General features: G+C 73.3%; 14 protein-coding genes. 5 read left to right on the top strand and 9 right to left on the bottom strand.

The annotated features are described in order from the left end of the window. Window positions 1–11: 11 nt before the first annotated feature. From IF02_RS0117875 to IF02_RS0117885, 3 genes are all read right to left on the bottom strand, one after another. The gene (locus IF02_RS0117875; protein WP_030158074.1) at window positions 12–455 is read right to left on the bottom strand and encodes a roadblock/LC7 domain-containing protein; all 444 of its coding nucleotides are present in this window, start codon (window positions 453–455) and stop codon (window positions 12–14) included. Next, window positions 455–3,091, bottom strand: a complete 2,637-nt coding sequence (locus IF02_RS0117880; protein WP_030158076.1) for an ATP-binding protein — start codon at window positions 3,089–3,091, stop codon at window positions 455–457. Before IF02_RS0117880 ends, IF02_RS0117875 begins: the two co-directional genes overlap by 1 nt. Before the next feature lie 93 nt (window positions 3,092–3,184). Further along, window positions 3,185–4,006: an MHYT domain-containing protein gene (locus tag IF02_RS0117885; RefSeq protein ID WP_051696316.1), complete on the bottom strand. Its 822-nt coding sequence runs from the start codon at window positions 4,004–4,006 to the stop codon at window positions 3,185–3,187. 158 nt (window positions 4,007–4,164) lie between these two features. Here IF02_RS0117885 and IF02_RS0117890 point away from each other — a divergent pair, with 158 nt between their 5' ends. Beyond that, window positions 4,165–4,764: a class I SAM-dependent methyltransferase gene (locus IF02_RS0117890; RefSeq protein ID WP_030158080.1), complete on the top strand. Its 600-nt coding sequence runs from the start codon at window positions 4,165–4,167 to the stop codon at window positions 4,762–4,764. A gap of 66 nt (window positions 4,765–4,830) precedes the next feature. Here IF02_RS0117890 and IF02_RS0117895 read toward each other — a convergent pair whose 3' ends face one another. Further along, window positions 4,831–5,745, bottom strand: a complete 915-nt coding sequence (locus IF02_RS0117895; protein ID WP_030158081.1) for an oxygenase MpaB family protein — start codon at window positions 5,743–5,745, stop codon at window positions 4,831–4,833. Window positions 5,746–5,880: 135 nt separating this feature from the next. On the opposite strand from IF02_RS0117895, the gene IF02_RS0117900 reads away from it, so the two are divergent. Then, entirely contained in the window at window positions 5,881–6,675 is a 795-nt protein-coding gene (locus IF02_RS0117900; RefSeq protein WP_030158083.1) for a hypothetical protein, read from the top strand. A 21-nt stretch (window positions 6,676–6,696) separates the two neighbouring features. Beyond that, entirely contained in the window at window positions 6,697–7,152 is a 456-nt protein-coding gene (locus IF02_RS0117905; RefSeq protein WP_030158086.1) for an SAM-dependent methyltransferase, read from the top strand. A gap of 32 nt (window positions 7,153–7,184) precedes the next feature. On the opposite strand, the gene IF02_RS0117910 is transcribed toward IF02_RS0117905, so the two are convergent. Next, the gene (locus tag IF02_RS0117910; protein WP_030158088.1) at window positions 7,185–7,367 is read right to left on the bottom strand and encodes a hypothetical protein; all 183 of its coding nucleotides are present in this window, start codon (window positions 7,365–7,367) and stop codon (window positions 7,185–7,187) included. Window positions 7,368–7,609: 242 nt separating this feature from the next. Here IF02_RS0117910 and IF02_RS0117915 point away from each other — a divergent pair, with 242 nt between their 5' ends. Both IF02_RS0117915 and IF02_RS0117920 read left to right on the top strand, forming a co-directional pair. Beyond that, window positions 7,610–8,989 (top strand): GAF domain-containing protein, encoded by a 1,380-nt coding sequence (locus IF02_RS0117915; protein ID WP_078622155.1) that lies wholly within the window; start codon window positions 7,610–7,612, stop codon window positions 8,987–8,989. A gap of 54 nt (window positions 8,990–9,043) precedes the next feature. Continuing rightward, entirely contained in the window at window positions 9,044–10,567 is a 1,524-nt protein-coding gene (locus IF02_RS0117920) for an aldehyde dehydrogenase family protein (protein ID WP_030158092.1), read from the top strand. 71 nt (window positions 10,568–10,638) lie between these two features. Here the strand turns inward: IF02_RS0117920 and IF02_RS0117925 are convergent, their stop codons facing one another. The 4 genes from IF02_RS0117925 to IF02_RS0117940 form a co-directional block, all read right to left on the bottom strand. Continuing rightward, window positions 10,639–11,604, bottom strand: coding sequence for a helix-turn-helix domain-containing protein (locus IF02_RS0117925; RefSeq protein WP_078622165.1), 966 nt, complete (start codon window positions 11,602–11,604; stop codon window positions 10,639–10,641). 256 nt (window positions 11,605–11,860) lie between these two features. Further along, window positions 11,861–12,457: an NADPH-dependent F420 reductase gene (locus tag IF02_RS0117930; RefSeq protein ID WP_030158095.1), complete on the bottom strand. Its 597-nt coding sequence runs from the start codon at window positions 12,455–12,457 to the stop codon at window positions 11,861–11,863. Window positions 12,458–12,500: 43 nt separating this feature from the next. Beyond that, entirely contained in the window at window positions 12,501–13,319 is an 819-nt protein-coding gene (locus IF02_RS0117935; protein WP_030158097.1) for an inositol monophosphatase family protein, read from the bottom strand. A gap of 107 nt (window positions 13,320–13,426) precedes the next feature. Next, window positions 13,427–14,647 carry a GMC family oxidoreductase gene (locus IF02_RS0117940; RefSeq protein ID WP_234318247.1) on the bottom strand — a complete coding sequence of 407 codons (1,221 nt, stop codon included), beginning with the start codon at window positions 14,645–14,647 and terminating at the stop codon, window positions 13,427–13,429. Between the last annotated feature and the right edge of the window lie 101 nt (window positions 14,648–14,748).

Genomic DNA, 14,748 nt, shown 5'->3' on the forward strand with positions numbered 1-14,748 from the left:
GACCGCCGCTCTCAGCCCGCGGCCGGCGGCCGCGCCGCGAACCGGGGCGGGGTGTACAGGTGCTCCCCGACCCGCTTCACGAGCCGGGCCATCTCGTAGGCGATCAGCCCGATGTCGGCGCTCGCCGCGCTCAGCACGGCCAGGCAGGAGCCGTCCCCGGCGGCCGCGACGAAGAGGAACCCCTCGTCCATCTCCACCATCGTCTGGCGCACGCCCCCGGCGTGGAAGTGCCGGCCCGCGCCCTTCGCGAGGCTGTGGAAGCCGGAGGCGACGGCGGCCAGGTGTTCGGCGTCCTCCCGGCTGAGCGCGCTGGACGCGCCCACCGCCAGGCCGTCGTTGGACAGGACCACGGCGTGCCGGACCTCGCGGACCCGGACCACCAGATCGTCCAGCAGCCAGTCCAGTTCGCCGGACCTGCGGATTCCGTCGGGATTGAATCTCTGGTGCTCGATCATCACACTTCTCCTTCGCTGCCTGCGTGGGCGCCGGTCTCCTGGGCGCCGGTCTCCTGCGCGCCCCGGACCCAGCCGGCCCGGTAGGACGCCATCCGGTCCCGGACCTCTTCCGGGCTGCGCCCGGGCGGGTCCGCGGGCAGGCGCACCCCGGCCGGGGCCTTCGGGGCGGGGGCCTCGCGCAGCTGCGGGACCAGGCTGGCCTGGCGTACGCGGCGCGGCAGTTCGGTGACCGCCGCGCCTGCGGGACCCCGTGGCCGCAGGGGGGCCACCGGGGCCGGGCGCGGTTCCTCCTCCCGTACGGGGCTCCGCTCCGGCGCCGGGATGCCGCGCGCTTCCTCCCGTACCGCCGAACGGCGCGCGTCCTCCCGTACGACGGTCATCGCGGGCGGCGCCGGCGCCGGCTCCCGCGGCTGCGCCATGGGCTCGAAGAGCTCTTCCGGGGCCGCGGCGGGGGCCGGGCCCGGGGCCTTCGCCGGCGCGGAGCCGGTCTCGATCGCGCCCTGGAGCAGGGAGTTCGGCAGGAGCACCACGGCGGTCGTGCCCCCGTAAGGCGACGTGCGCAGGTGCACCCGCACACCGTGCCGGGCCGAGAGCCGGCTGACCACGAAGAGCCCGAGCCGGTCGCTGTCGAAGAGGTCGAGGGCCTCGGACTGCTCGATGCGCCGGTTGGCCTCGTGGAGGGACTCGCGGCCCATGCCGAGCCCGCGGTCCTCGACCTCCAGGACGTATCCGGCGCCGACGGGTTCGCCGCTGACGCGGACCTTGGTGTGCGGCGGGGAGAACTGGGTGGCGTTCTCGATGAGTTCGGCGAGCAGGTGCGTGAGGTCGGCGACCGCGCCGCCGAGTACGGCGGCCTCGGCCAGCTGGCGGACCTCGACGCGCGGATAGTCCTCGATCTCGGAGACGGCGGCCCGTACGACGTTCGTCAGCGGGACCGGCATCCGCCAGGCCCGCCCGGGGGCGGCACCGGACAGGATGATCAGGCTCTCGGCATGCCGGCGCATCCGCGTCGTGAGGTGGTCGAGGCGGAAGAGGTCGCCGAGTTCGCCGGGGTCGTCGGCGCGCCGCTCCATCGAGTCGAGCAGGGTGAGCTGCTTGTGCACCAGGACCTGGCTGCGGCGGGCGAGGTTGACGAAGACGCCGCTCACGCCGCTGGCGAGCTCGGCACGCTCGACGGCGGCGCCGAGGGCCGCCCGGTGGACGGTGGCGAGGGCCTCGCCGACCTGGGTGATCTCGTCGTCGGCGGGCGGTGGGGGCGGGGTCTCGGCCTCGACGTCGATGTCCTGGCCGGCCCGCAGCCGGTCCATGGCGTACGGGAGCTTGCGGTGGGCGATCTCCAGGGCGGTGTTGCGCAGCGAGACGAGCTCCACGACGAGGCCGCGGCCGATGCGCACCGAGATGACGAGGGAGGCCACGACCGCGGCGAGGCCCAGCAGTACGGCGGCTCCGGCGGGGCTGAGGCCGCCCCGGGCGAGGGGGTCGGTGCGGTCGACGGCTCCGGCGTGCGCGGCGGCGCCGATCTCGCGCATCGAGGTGCCGATGCCCGTGTACGCGGCGTCCCAGCCGGGGGGCGCGCCGCGGGCCGTGTCCTTGGCCGGTCCAGCGGCGGTGCCGGATCCGGCGGCGGATCCGGTGGCGGTACCGGAGCCGCCGGTCGCTCCCGCGGCCGCCCCGGCCGTGAGCACCCGGTCCTCGGCGGCGGTCAGTTCGGCGTAGGCGGCGCTCTTCACGACGGACTGCCAGGCGGCCTGCTGAGCGGCGGGCAGGTCGTCGGCGCTGCCCGCGGTGAGGGCGCGGCGGGTCTCGATGACGCCGGTGAGGCGCCGAAGCGTTTCGGCGGTGCGCGGCCCGGGCGCGGCGATCAGCGCGTCCTCGCGGGAGAGGAGCTCCCCGGCGCGGGCGAATTCGAGCAGGACGCGTGCATCGGGGCCGAGTTCGGCCTCCCCGCCGCCGGTGAGGGAGCCGTCGACGGCGAGGGCGCTGTCGACCACGCGCGTGTAGGTCTCGTACGCCGCGTCCTGGGTCGCCCGCCGGTCCGTGACGTCCTTGCGGGTGGCACCGAGTCCCTCCGCCGCGGCCACGAAGGCGCCGACGCGGACCACGACGTCGGTGCGGTGGTCGCCGGACTCGGCCACGGTGTGCCGGTCGCCGAGCCGGAGCCGCCGGACGGCGGCGTCGGTGCGCCGGGTCTGCTGTTCGAGTGCGGCGCCCTGGTCGGAAGCGGGGTCGGCCAGGTAGCGGACGGCGGCGCGCCGCTCGGCCTGGAGCTCGGTGACGGCGGCCGCGACGGGGGTGCGTATCTGCTCGTCGACCCGCTGGGCGCGGGTGAGCCGGGCGATGTCCTGGGCGGTGCTGACGGTCGCGAAGCCCCAGAGGGCGAGGAGCGAGACGACCGGGACCATCAGGAGCGACACGATCTTCGCGCGGACGGAGGCGGGGCGCAGCCTGAGCCGCAGCGCCGGCCGGCGGGGCCCGCCGTCGGGGGCGGCCGCCGTCGCCGGGCCCCGATCGCCGGGCAGCCCGTCCTCCGGAGCCGCCGGTTCCTCGGCGGGCGGTCCGGCGTGCGCCCGGCGGCCGCGCGCCGGGGGCGCGGGCAGCTGCGGCGCCGCTGCCGGTGGTCTGCGGGGTGTGCGCATGGGCTCCTCGTTCCGGGTGCGGTCCAGCGGGGTGGTTCGGGACAGGTCGACAGGTCGGCAGATCAGCGGGCCGGCAAGTCAGCGGGCGGCAGATCAGCGGGCCGCCGCGGGCGGCACCGCGGACGCCCCCGCTGCCGGGACGGGTGCCCGCCCGCCCAGGTGCCGGGCGGCCGACACGGAGGCGGCGCGCTCGTCGGCGGTCGGGGAGAGCGCGACGAACGCGGAGGTGATGAACAGGTACGAGCCGAGTCCGACGGCGAGCGGGAAGATGAACTGCATCGCGGTGGCGCCGGGCAGGGCCTGGTCCGAGGGGACGACGCGGACGGCGACCGCCAGCATCCCGGTGTAGTGCATGCTGCTGACGGCGGCGCCCATGACGAGCGAGGCGGCGGCCACGGCGACCGGTGCCTTGATGTTCAGCGCGGCCCACAGCGCGGCGGTGGCCGCGACGACGGCGATGGCGACCGAGAGCCCGACCGTGAGCGGGTCGTAGGAGATGCTGCCGTGCAGGCGCAGGGCGGCCATCCCGAGGTAGTGCATGCTGGCGACGCCGAGGCCGGTGGTGAGCCCCCCGAGGACCAGGGCGCGGCCGCGGGCCCTGCCGTAGCCGACGGCGAACACCCCGGCGCCGACGACGAGCACGGCGACGAGGAGGCTGAGGATGGTCAGCGGCACGTTGTAGTGGATCTCGGTGCCGGTGACGTTGAAGCCGAGCATCGCGACGAAGTGCATGGTCCAGATGCCGGTGCCGATGGCGGACGCGGCGGTGAGGAGCCAGTTGCGGCGGGAGGATCCGGTCGTCGCGGCGAGCGCGCGGACGGTACAGCGCAGCCCGAGGGCGGCGCCGATGGATGCCATCACATATGACAGTACGGGTGTCAGCCAGCCATAGGCCGCGTGGTCGAGGTGTCCCATGGCCCCGGGACGCTAGTCCGGGTGAGGGCGCGAACAAGGGGCGCATTTCAAAAGCAGCTGGAACTGCTGGAATATGACAAAGCTACGTTCATCTTCGATCACGCCGCGTGCCACCTTGCACACGCACCGCGCGGAGCCCCATGGGGGATCATGTCCACATGAGCGAAGACCACACGCACGTGCAGGAGTTCTTCGGGACGCGCGCCGCCGACTGGGACCGGAAGTTCCCGGCGGACGGGCCCGCGTTCACCGCGGCCGTGGCCGAATCCGGCCTGCGCCCCGGGGACCGCGTCCTCGACGCGGGCTGCGGGACCGGACGGGCGCTGACGGCCCTGCGCGCCGCCGTCGGCCCGGCCGGCACGGTGCTCGGCGCGGACCTCACCCCGCAGATGCTCGCCGCCGCACGGCGGGCCGGGCGGGACGCCGACGGCACGCTGCTGCTCGCGGACGTGGCCCGGCTGCCGCTGCGCGACGGCGTGCTCGACGCCGTGTTCGCCGCCGGGCTCATCGCGCACCTGCCCGATCCGGAGGCGAACCTGCGCGAGCTCGCCCGCGTCGTGCGCCCCGGCGGCCGGCTCGCCCTGTTCCACCCCATCGGGCGGGCGGCGCTGGCGGCGCGGCAGGGCCGCGAGCTGACGCCGGACGACATGCGGGCCGAGCACAACCTGGGCCCGTTGCTGGCCGGTTCGGGGTGGGACATGACCTCGTACGCCGACGAGGACGCCCGCTTCCTGGCCCTCGCGCTGCGCCGCGCCTGACCGGTCCCTCCCCACCCACACGTCGTACGTCGGCACCTGCCCCGGGGTCCGAGGAGGTGCCCGGGGTCACGCCGGAGGCTGGGCCTCGGCCCCGGCCGGTCGGCGGGGATGCGGTACGGGGCATCCCCCCGAGCCGGGCACCGGGAACGTGCCGAGCTCGCCCACGTCGAAGCCGCGGGGGTAGCCCTTGATCTCCGGGTTCTGCCGGGCGTAGTGCGGGGCCTTGCGCGGCGGCAGCAGCCGGACGGCGCGCCCGCGCAGCTTGAGGGCGCCCCGGAACAGCCGCTTGACCTGCGGGCGGGGGCTCTCGTAGCGGAAGGCGGACAGCAGCGGCTCGTCGAGGAGGGAGAGCGCCAGTGCGCGCGCCGCGGGGGCGAGCGGCGCGGGGTACCAGGAGGCCATCAGGCCGATGGTGGAGTCGGCGACCTCGCGGCCGCCCTGGTCCCAGCCGAAGTGGGCTTCCTCGTACGCGTTCATGGACTCCTCGAACTCCTCGTAGGAGCCCGGGATGTCCTTGATGCCCATGTGCCGGCCGAGCTCGGCGTAGTAGTTCGCGCTGGCGCGGCGCTCGTGGTGGGTCAGCGGGCGCCAGCCGTAGGCGTCCAGCCAGCGCGCCGGAATCACCACGAAGGTGGACAGGACGTAGCGCATGTCCTCGTTGCCGATGTCGTAGGCGCGGTGCATCTGGTTGACGCGGCGGATCGCGGTGCGTCCGGTCTCGCTCTCGAACCCGTGCTCCACGACGGCGTCGAGGAGCAGCGAGGTGTCGTCGTAGCGCTTCTGCGGGCGGTCGGTGAACTCGGCGGTCTCGGCGAGCAGGCGGCCGATGCTGGGGACGGCGTACGTCCGGAGGAGGGCGAGCTCCAGGGCGCGGGTGAAGTCCCAGGGGAACTCGTAGGTGGTGGTGAGCCGGTAGATGGCGAGGAAGTCCTTGTCGGGGTCAAGACGGAGGATCTCCCTCAGCCGGTCGTAACGCTGCACCGGGTGTCCCTTTCTGTGGCGGGTGGCCAACTCTACGTGCAGGTGGCGGGCTTGGAAATCGACGGCCGCAGGCTCTCGACGCGGGGGTTACCCGCTGGTTAGGGTGCGCCGACGAGAGAGCGACCGGGAGGCCACGTGACGGACGAGGAGGGGGGCGGTTCGCTCTATGTGCTGACCGCCGTGCTGCTGACCCCCGCGCAGTTTCCGAGCATCCTGGGCGACGATTTCCCGGAGGCCTGCTCGCTGCTGGGTGTGAAGCCGGCGACGCAGGGATACGGGCTCGTGCTCGGCCAGGACGAGGAGGGCGCGCGCTGGACGGTCGTCGTGGACGACGTCTCGCTCGTGGCCATGGCGATCGCCTCCTGGGACTGCGGCATGGAGTACGACCTGTCGCCCGACGAGCGGTCGATCGTGGTCTCGCTGGCGGGCTGGCCGCTGGCCCTGTCGGTGGCGGCGCCGGGCATCCCGGAGCCGCACGACCCGGAGCAGGGCGCCGACGGCACGGGGCGGGTGCCGCTGGCACCGCCGTCCGCCGAGGTGTGGGGATCGGTGCAGCGGCGGATGGGCGCGGACCAGATCGCCCGGGAGTGGACCGACTGGCACGAGCGGGTCGCGACGGACGGCGGCGCGGCCGCCGCGGCGCACCCCGGGCTCGCGCGGGCGCTCCAGGAGGCCCTGGAGTACACGCAGAGCCCGCCGCCGCCCGGCCGGGTCCGGTCCTCGTTCGCGGGCGAGGGGGTGCGGACGCTGCGGGTGGACGGCCCCGGGTGGTCGCTGGTGGCGCGGACCGGCGACACGGCCTTCGTACTGCTGGACGAGGAGCCGAGCGAGGTCCTCACGGTCCCGCTCGACGGGGATCCCGACCTCGGCCTGCCGAAACTGCCGGAGCTGCTCGCGGCCCTGGACCGCGTCGCCGTGCGCCCGGCCTGAACCGAGGGAGATGCCGTGCTGGTGGAATCGGAGCCGGTGGCCGTGGTCGTGGGCGGCCGCGCGGAGGCGGTCGACGACGACTGGGGGCGGGAGACGGCAGTGATCCGCCTGGACGCCGGGCGGTTCGGCCCGGAGGCCCTGTACGGGCTGGCGGCGTTCTCTCACCTGGAGGTCGTCTACCACTTCGACCGGGTCCCGGTGGAGAAGATCGAGACGGGCGCGCGTCACCCCCGGGGCAACCCCGACTGGCCGCTGGTCGGCATCTTCGCCCAGCGCGGCAAGAACAGGCCCAACCGGCTGGGTGTCTCCCGGTGCCGGATCCTGAAGGTGGACGGCCTGGACGTGCACGTGGAGGGCCTGGACGCGGTGGACGGCACCCCGGTCCTGGACCTGAAGCCGTACATGGCCGAGTTCGGCCCGCGCGGCGAACTGCGCCAGCCCGAGTGGGCCACGACCCTGATGCGCGACTACTACTAGTACCCGCGACCACTACCCGTGCCGGCGGCGCCTCAGCGGCCCAGCTGCTTCCTGGATATACCCCGCAGGCGACGCCGCTGGGAGGAGTCCAGCAGCAGGTAGGCGGCCGCCGGCACACCGATCAGGACCAGCAGTCCCGCCCAGAACCCGACCGTCCAGAACAACACGATGGCTGCCGCGACTCCGGCAACCGCGACCTTGCCGCGCTTGGACATCTACGGACACCTCCAGCTGTCGTCGTCCACTACCCCCCTCAACGTGCCGCCGCGACGGCGCGTTCCCGGTCTCGCGTTCCCGACCGCCCGCTCCCGGCCCGCGCGGCGGCCACCGTGCGCGACCGCCCCGCCACGCACGGGCGGCGTTTCGGGCGCCGTGTGGCCGACGCGGCGCTTGTCGGGACCCGGTACCGGCACGACGATGGGGGCGCTCCGGGTACCGCGGCACCACGGGAGGGTGAATGGACGATCCGTCGGTGGCACTGCCGGGCGGGACCGATCCCGCCGAGCGCACGCGCGTACTGCGCCGGGCTCACACCGCGTTCACGCGGGACGGGCGGGTCGAGGCCCCGGTCCGGGCGGTGATCGCGAATTCCTGGCGGCGGTGCGCCCGGGCCCGGGTCAGCCCGGAGTGCACGCCCCGGGTGGAGCTGGCGGAAGCGGAACTCCGGTCGTACCGGGCGCAGCACCCCCTGGCCCGGGTGATGCCGGTGTTCCGGGATCTCGTGGGGGCGTTCGCGGCGCACGGGGCCCACCTGCTGGCGGTGTGCGACGCGCGGGGCAGCCTGCTCTGGGTGGAGGGCGAGTCGGCCACGCTGCGGCGGGCGGAGGGGCTCGGCTTCGTGCCGGGCGCCCGCTGGGCGGAGACGGCGATGGGCACCAACGCCCCCGGCACGGCGGTCGCCGTCGGGGAGCCGGTCCAGGTCTTCGGCGCCGAGCACTTCAGCCGCCGGGTCCACCCCTGGACGTGCGCGGCGGCCCCGGTGCGCGATCCCCGGACCGGCCGGCTGCTGGGCGCAGTGGACATCACCGGCGGGGACGGCCTGGCCCATCCGCACTCCCTCGCCTTCGTGCAGGCGGTGGCCCGAGCCGCGGAGGCCCAACTGGCGCTTCTGGACCCTCTCCCGCCGCCGGCCGGGGACACCCTCGGCGCCCTCGGCCGGGACGAGGCGCTGCTGGTCGGCGGGGGTGCCGGGATCCGCCTGGGGAGGCGGCACAGCGAGATCATGGCGCTCCTCGCGCACCACCCGGCGGGCCTGTCGGGCGAGGAGCTGGCGATCGCCCTGTACGAGGACGAGTCGGTGTCACCGGTGACCCTGCGCGCCGAAATGTCACGGCTGCGCGGGCTGCTGGGGGACCGCGCCCCGCTCTCGCGCCCGTACCGTACGGCGGCGCCGCTGGAGGCGGACTTCACCGTCGTGACCCGCCACCTGGCGGCCGGCGCCGTTTCCGCGGCCCTCCACCACTACGCGGGCCCGCTGCTCCCCGGCTCGACCGCGCCGGGCATCGTCCGGCTGCGGCGCCGGATCGAGGACCAGGCGCGGGCCGCGGTGATCGCCCGGGCGGACGCGGGGCTGCTGACCGACTGGGTGTGCACCGCGTGGGGCGCGGACGACGCGGCGGTGTGGCGGGCGCTGGCCGCGGCGCTGCCGCCGGAGGACCGCCCGGCCGCGCTGGCCCGCGTACGGGACCTCGACGAGGAACTCGGCGCCGATCCCGCCCTCGTACGCCAGGAGCCGACTCCGGCTCCGCCCCCGCGCCCCCGCTCGACCCCGAGCCCGAGCTCGACCCCGAGCCCGGGCCCGCGGCGTGCAACGTATCCGCAACCTGCCCGCTCCTAGCCTCCTCCCGAGCGCTGTCCGACGGCGGCCGGCGCCCGGCAAGGGGAGGACACCATGGCCCGTTACGCTGCGCCCGGTACCGAAGGCGCGCTCATGTCGTACGCGTCCCGGTACGGCCACTTCATCGGCGGCGAGTACGTCGAGCCCGCCCTCGGCGCCTACTTCGCCAACCCCTCCCCCGTCAACGGCCAGACCTTCACCGAGGTCGCGCGCGGCACGGCCGAGGACGTGGAGCGGGCGCTCGACGCGGCGCACGCGGCCGCACCCGCCTGGGGCCGTACCTCGGTCGCCGAGCGGTCCACGATCCTGCTGCGCATCGCGGACCGGATGGAGCAGAACCTGGAGGCCCTGGCGGTCGCGGAGACCTGGGAGAACGGCAAGCCGGTCCGGGAGACCCTCGCCGCCGACATGCCGCTGGCCATCGACCAGTTCCGCTACTTCGCGGGTGCGCTGCGCGCCCAGGAGGGGGCGCTGAGCCAGCTCGACGACGACACCGTCGCCTACCACTTCCACGAGCCGCTGGGCGTGGTCGGGCAGATCATTCCGTGGAACTTCCCGATCCTGATGGCGGTGTGGAAGCTGGCTCCGGCGCTGGCGGCCGGGAACACGGTGGTGCTGAAGCCGGCCGAGCAGACCCCGGCCTCGGTGCACTACTGGCTGAGCCTGGTGGCGGACCTGCTGCCGCCGGGCGTGGTGAACATCGTCAACGGCTTCGGCGAGGAGGCGGGCAAGCCGCTGGCGTCCAGCCCGCGCGTGGCGAAGATCGCGTTCACCGGGGAGACCTCCACCGGGCGGCTGATCATGCAGTACGCGGCGGAGCACCTCAAGCCCGTCACCCTCGAGCTCGGCGGCAAGAGCCCCAACCTCTTCTTCGACGACATCTGGACCACCGACGACGACCTGCGCGACAAGGCGCTGGAGGGGTTCACCATGTTCGCCCTGAACCAGGGCGAGGTGTGCACGAGCCCCTCGCGCGCCCTGATCGAGCGGGGCCGGTACGGGGACTTCCTCGACGCGGCCGTGGCCCGTACCGAACTGATCGTGCCGGGGCACCCGCTGGACACGGACACGATGATCGGCGCGCAGGCGTCCGAGGAGCAGTTGCGGAAGGTCCTGTCGTACGTGGAGATCGGCCAGAAGGAGGGCGCGAAGATCCTGACGGGCGGCCGGCGCATCGAGCAGGACGGTGAACTCGCGGGCGGCTTCTACGTAGAGCCGACCATCTTCGAGGGGGACAACCGGATGCGGATCTTCCAGGAGGAGATCTTCGGCCCGGTGGTGTCCGTGACCTCGTTCCAGGACTTCGACGACGCCGTCCGGATCGCCAACGACACGGCGTACGGGCTCGGCGCGGGCGTCTGGACCCGCGACATCAACACCGCGTACCGCGCGGGCCGCGCGATCCAGGCGGGCCGCGTCTGGACGAACTGCTACCACGCCTACCCGGCCCACGCCGCCTTCGGCGGCTACAAGCAGTCGGGCATCGGCCGCGAGACCCACAAGATGATGCTGGAGCACTACCAGCAGACGAAGAACCTCCTGGTCAGCTACTCCCCCAAGAAGCTCGGCTTCTTCTAAGAAGTTGAGCACGGTGCCTGACCTGCATATACGCCACGGTCGGGCACCGTCCCCTGGCCTCGGGGAAGCGATCAAAACCTCTGAAGCGGGTTCGGCGAGAGCGAGGCTGGTCCGGTCGAGCGGGCGTACTCGGTGGGAGTCTGACCGTAGTGCTTCTTGAAGGCTCGGGTGAAGTGACTGCCGTCCGCGAACTGCCAGTGTGCGGCGAGTTCCGAAATGCTCAGGCGCCCTGACGGCGCGACAAGGGCGAGCCGGGCCTCATGCAGTCGCCGGTGGCGGATGTAGGTGCTCACCTGCTCACCCACCGCGGCGAATGCCCGGTGCAGCGTACGGACGGAGACGTTGAGTTCACGCGCGAGCATCGCCGGAGAAAGTTCGGGATCAGCGAGCCGACGGTCCGCGAGGTCCTTGGCTGCCTGGGTGAGCGCGGGAGCCAACCGGGGTTCCACGTCGTCGAACCGGCCCTTCACCACCGCCTTGGTCAGCTCGATCAGGGTACCTTGGGCAGCTGCCACACCGGCCGGGCCGAGGTCGGCCACGGTCATGTGAATCATGTCTGCAAGGGCCGTCAGCAAGCGCATCTCGGCCGAGTCCGCCGGCCCGGTGATGACCCGGTTCCCGAGCAGAGGTCTGAGCTCGCCGGGGGGCAGGACGAGGAACTTCGCCGTGAGGTGCGCCGTCGTCTCGAAGGCCGTCAGGCGCCCGAGGTGCCGGACGAGGAACTGCCCGGCAGACACGGTCTGGTCGCCGTAACCGGACGGGCCTCCCAGAGTCCATGCGCCGCTCCGCACGACGTACATGGCGACCAGATCCTGATCGCCGCCCGGGACGTCCGCGGTCCGGGTCGCCGACGCGGCGTGGAGATCGGCGATCGCCGCGCCGTGCACCTTGGCAACGTTGCCCTTGACCCGGAAGTCACCGATCGTGTCCGGGCTGAAGGCCGGCAGTTGGAAGACATCGTCGCCGACCTGCGTCTGCCACCCGCGCCGGAAAACGTCGAGTCCCCGCGGTGCGGAGTCCGGGGCGGTCGAGTCCACTGCGAACGCCCCGCGAGCGCCGTAGACCTCCGCTCCAGTACCGTGCATCCCTCTGCGATCCTCTCGTCTTCATTGCTTCAACGTCATCCTGTGGTGATCGTGTTCCGCCGGACGCCGCCATGACCCATGTGGACACCGTGCCAATCTTCCTATGGGCGGCTCGCATTGCAGCGGCCGGGAGGCAGAGCTGACGTGGTCGGTTCGCCCACGGTCCGTGGCCGGCGCGCAGTTCGCCGCGTGGGCCGCGGCTCGACGGTCAGCGGGCGATCGAGATCGCGAAGGGGGTGAATCCGCTGGACCGGATCACGTGGGGCACGAAGAGGATGGCGGCCTCTGTGGCGCGGGCGGTCCGGATCCCGCCGAGGTCGGTGATCCACTCCTTGTGCCAGCCGAGGTCGGTGAGCAGTTCGCCGACCGTCTGCTTGGCCAGCGGGTCCTCGCCGGAGAGGAACACGGTCGGCGCCTGGGTGAGCGTGGCCGGTGCGGTCATCACCGGGAAGAGCATGGTGTTGAGGGTTTTCACGACCTGTGTCTCGGGGAGCGCTGCCTGGAGTTGCTCGGCGAGGCTGGAGCCGGGGTACATGAGGTCGGCGGGCAGTCCGTCGGGTCCGTCGACGGTGGCGTTGGAGACGTCCACGAGGATCTTGCCGTGCAGCTCTTCGCGCAGGGCGGCGAGGCGTTCCAGGGAGCCGGCGCCCGGGGTGGCGTTGATGACGATCCGGGCCGCCCGGGCGGCGTCGGCGGCGGCCCCCGGCGCGCGGTCCGCGACGGTCGCCTCGTGCCCTGCCCGGATGAGGGCTGTGGCCAGGCTGCCGCCGACGCGGCCGTTTCCGAGAACTGCGATCGTGGTCATGATGTTCTGGTCCTTGCGTGGGTGCGGGTTGTGGTGTGCGGGGTCAGCGGGAGAGCGTGGTGACGGCTTCGGCGTGGACGCCGGGCGCGGCGGCCAGGAAGCTCTCGCTCTGCGGGGTCCAGGGGCGGCCCTCGGCGTCGGAGATCCGTCCGCCGGCCTCGGTGACGAGCAGCGCCCCGGGCAGCAGGTCCGCCCGGGCACCGGCGAACTGCCAGAAGGCGTCGATCCGGCCGGCGGCCACGTTCGTGAGGTGCAGGGTCGCGGGTACGGCGGTGCGGACGACGAGCGCGTCGAAGAGCATCGCGGTGATCGAGGAGCCGACGCGCCGTACGACCGTCTCGTCCTCGTCCGGCCGGGCCTGGCTGGTGGCCACGATGCTCAGGGCGAGGTCCGCGGTCGGGGAGACGTGCAGCGGCCGGCCGTCGAGGTGGGCGCCCGCGCCGGTGAGGGCGGTGTAGGTCTCGCCGGTCAACGGCAGGTGGACCACACTGAGCACCGGCCGGTTCTCCCGCACGAGGGTGGCCGTCACCGCCCAGTCCGGCAGGGCGTGCAGGTGGTTGACGTTGCCTTCGGCAGGGTCCACGACCCACCATTCGCCGCTCGGCAGCGCCCCGCCGTCCAGCTCGTCCTCCACCCAGCCGGCCTCCGGGCGCAGGCTCGTGAGGCGGGGGCGCAGGATGTCCAGGGCCGTGTCGTCGTTGACGGCGAGCGCACGCATCAGCTCGTCACGGGTCTCGTAGCGGACCACATCGCCGAAACGCTCACGCAGCGCCGCACCGGCGGCGCGCACGGCGGTCGCGGTGCGGTCGAGCAGGTCGGCGTCGGAGGTGACGACGTCGGTGGCCCGAAGCGTTTCGGACATGGTGGTGCTCCTGTCTGAGGAGGGGTGATGAGGCCGGTCGGGGCCGCGGTCGACGCACGACGGGGGATGAAGCGCGTTGTGGAAGCGCCGTGGGCGCGGAAGAAGGCTCAGTCGAGCAGTTCGGCAGCCCGTTCGGCGATGGCGTAGACGGTCGCGTTGGTGTTGGCCGAGGGGATGGACGGCATCACCGAGGCGTCGGCGACCCGCAGCCCGGCGATCCCGTGTACGCGAAGGTTGGCGGGGTCGACGACGGCATCGGCGTCGGTTCCCATGCGACAGGTACCGGTGAAGTGGAAGTAGGGGCCGGAAGCCTTGCGGATGAACTCTTCCACGGATTCGCCGCTCGTCTCGGAGCCCGGCACCGCCTCCTGCTTGCGCCAGTCGGCGAACGCGTCGGCCTCGCCGATCCGGCGTGCCGTTGCCAGGCCCTTGCGCATGACCGCCAGGCCACGGTCGTCGCTCAGGTAACCCGGGTCGACGACGGGAGCACTGGCGGGATGGTCGTCCGCCAGGCGCACGGTGCCGGTGCAGCGGCCCGCGGTGATGCGCAGCCGCTGTACGGTCGCGTCCGTGACGACGTCCAGGTTCGGCCGCTCGAGGAACGGACGGATGTAGGCGTCTGCCGCGCTCTGGCGGGCGCCGCCGGGCAGATTCACGTCACTCCACCCGAACCCGGTCTCCAGCCCGCCGCCGATGTCATCGGCGCGTGTGAACCCGGCCTGCACCGCGGCGTCGACGCCCGCCGTGGCCAGGGGATGGGGTTGCGGAACCGGGGCGACCACGACCGGCCCGTCCGTGCCCCGCACGGAGGCATCACGACCGCGAGTGCTCTCGCTGCGGCGGAAATAGGGCAGCAGATCGCCGAAACCCCAGCCCGGAGCGCCGAGTCCGGGCCATTCGTCGTCAGCGGAACGGTGCCCCCGCAGGTGGTAGAGGCCGTTGATGCTCGACGATCCGCCGAGCGCCTTGCCGCGCAGCACGTCAGCGGCCCTGCCTGTACCGGCCTGCACGGTCGAGGCGCCCATCCGGAGGGATGACGGGTCGAACCCCAGGACCCCCCAAGGAGATGCCATCGCCTCGGTCGTGTCCCGGGCTCCCGCCTCCAGCAACAGCACCCGCACGCCCGGGCGTTCCGAAAGCCGGGAGGCGATCACGCACCCCGCTGTCCCCGCTCCCACAACGACATGGTCATAAGGACTCTGGCCCATCATGTCTCCGCTTCCCACGGCAGCACTGCTGGTGCTGCCGGACACCGAGGTGGCCCGGTGGCAAACGATCACCTTGATCCGACGGGCCTGGGCGCGCCCGGTCCGGCCGTTGCCGATCACCCCGTTGGGGATGTCCAGGCGCGGCGCCGGTGCCGGGTTTCCCTTCTGCCGTCGAATCCTAGGAAAACCGACACGGCGCGTACTTGAACCTCCGCGACGTT

Origin of the sequence: Streptomyces sp. NRRL S-244 (genome assembly GCF_000717915.1) — a bacterium.
Lineage (GTDB): Bacteria > Actinomycetota > Actinomycetes > Streptomycetales > Streptomycetaceae > Streptomyces.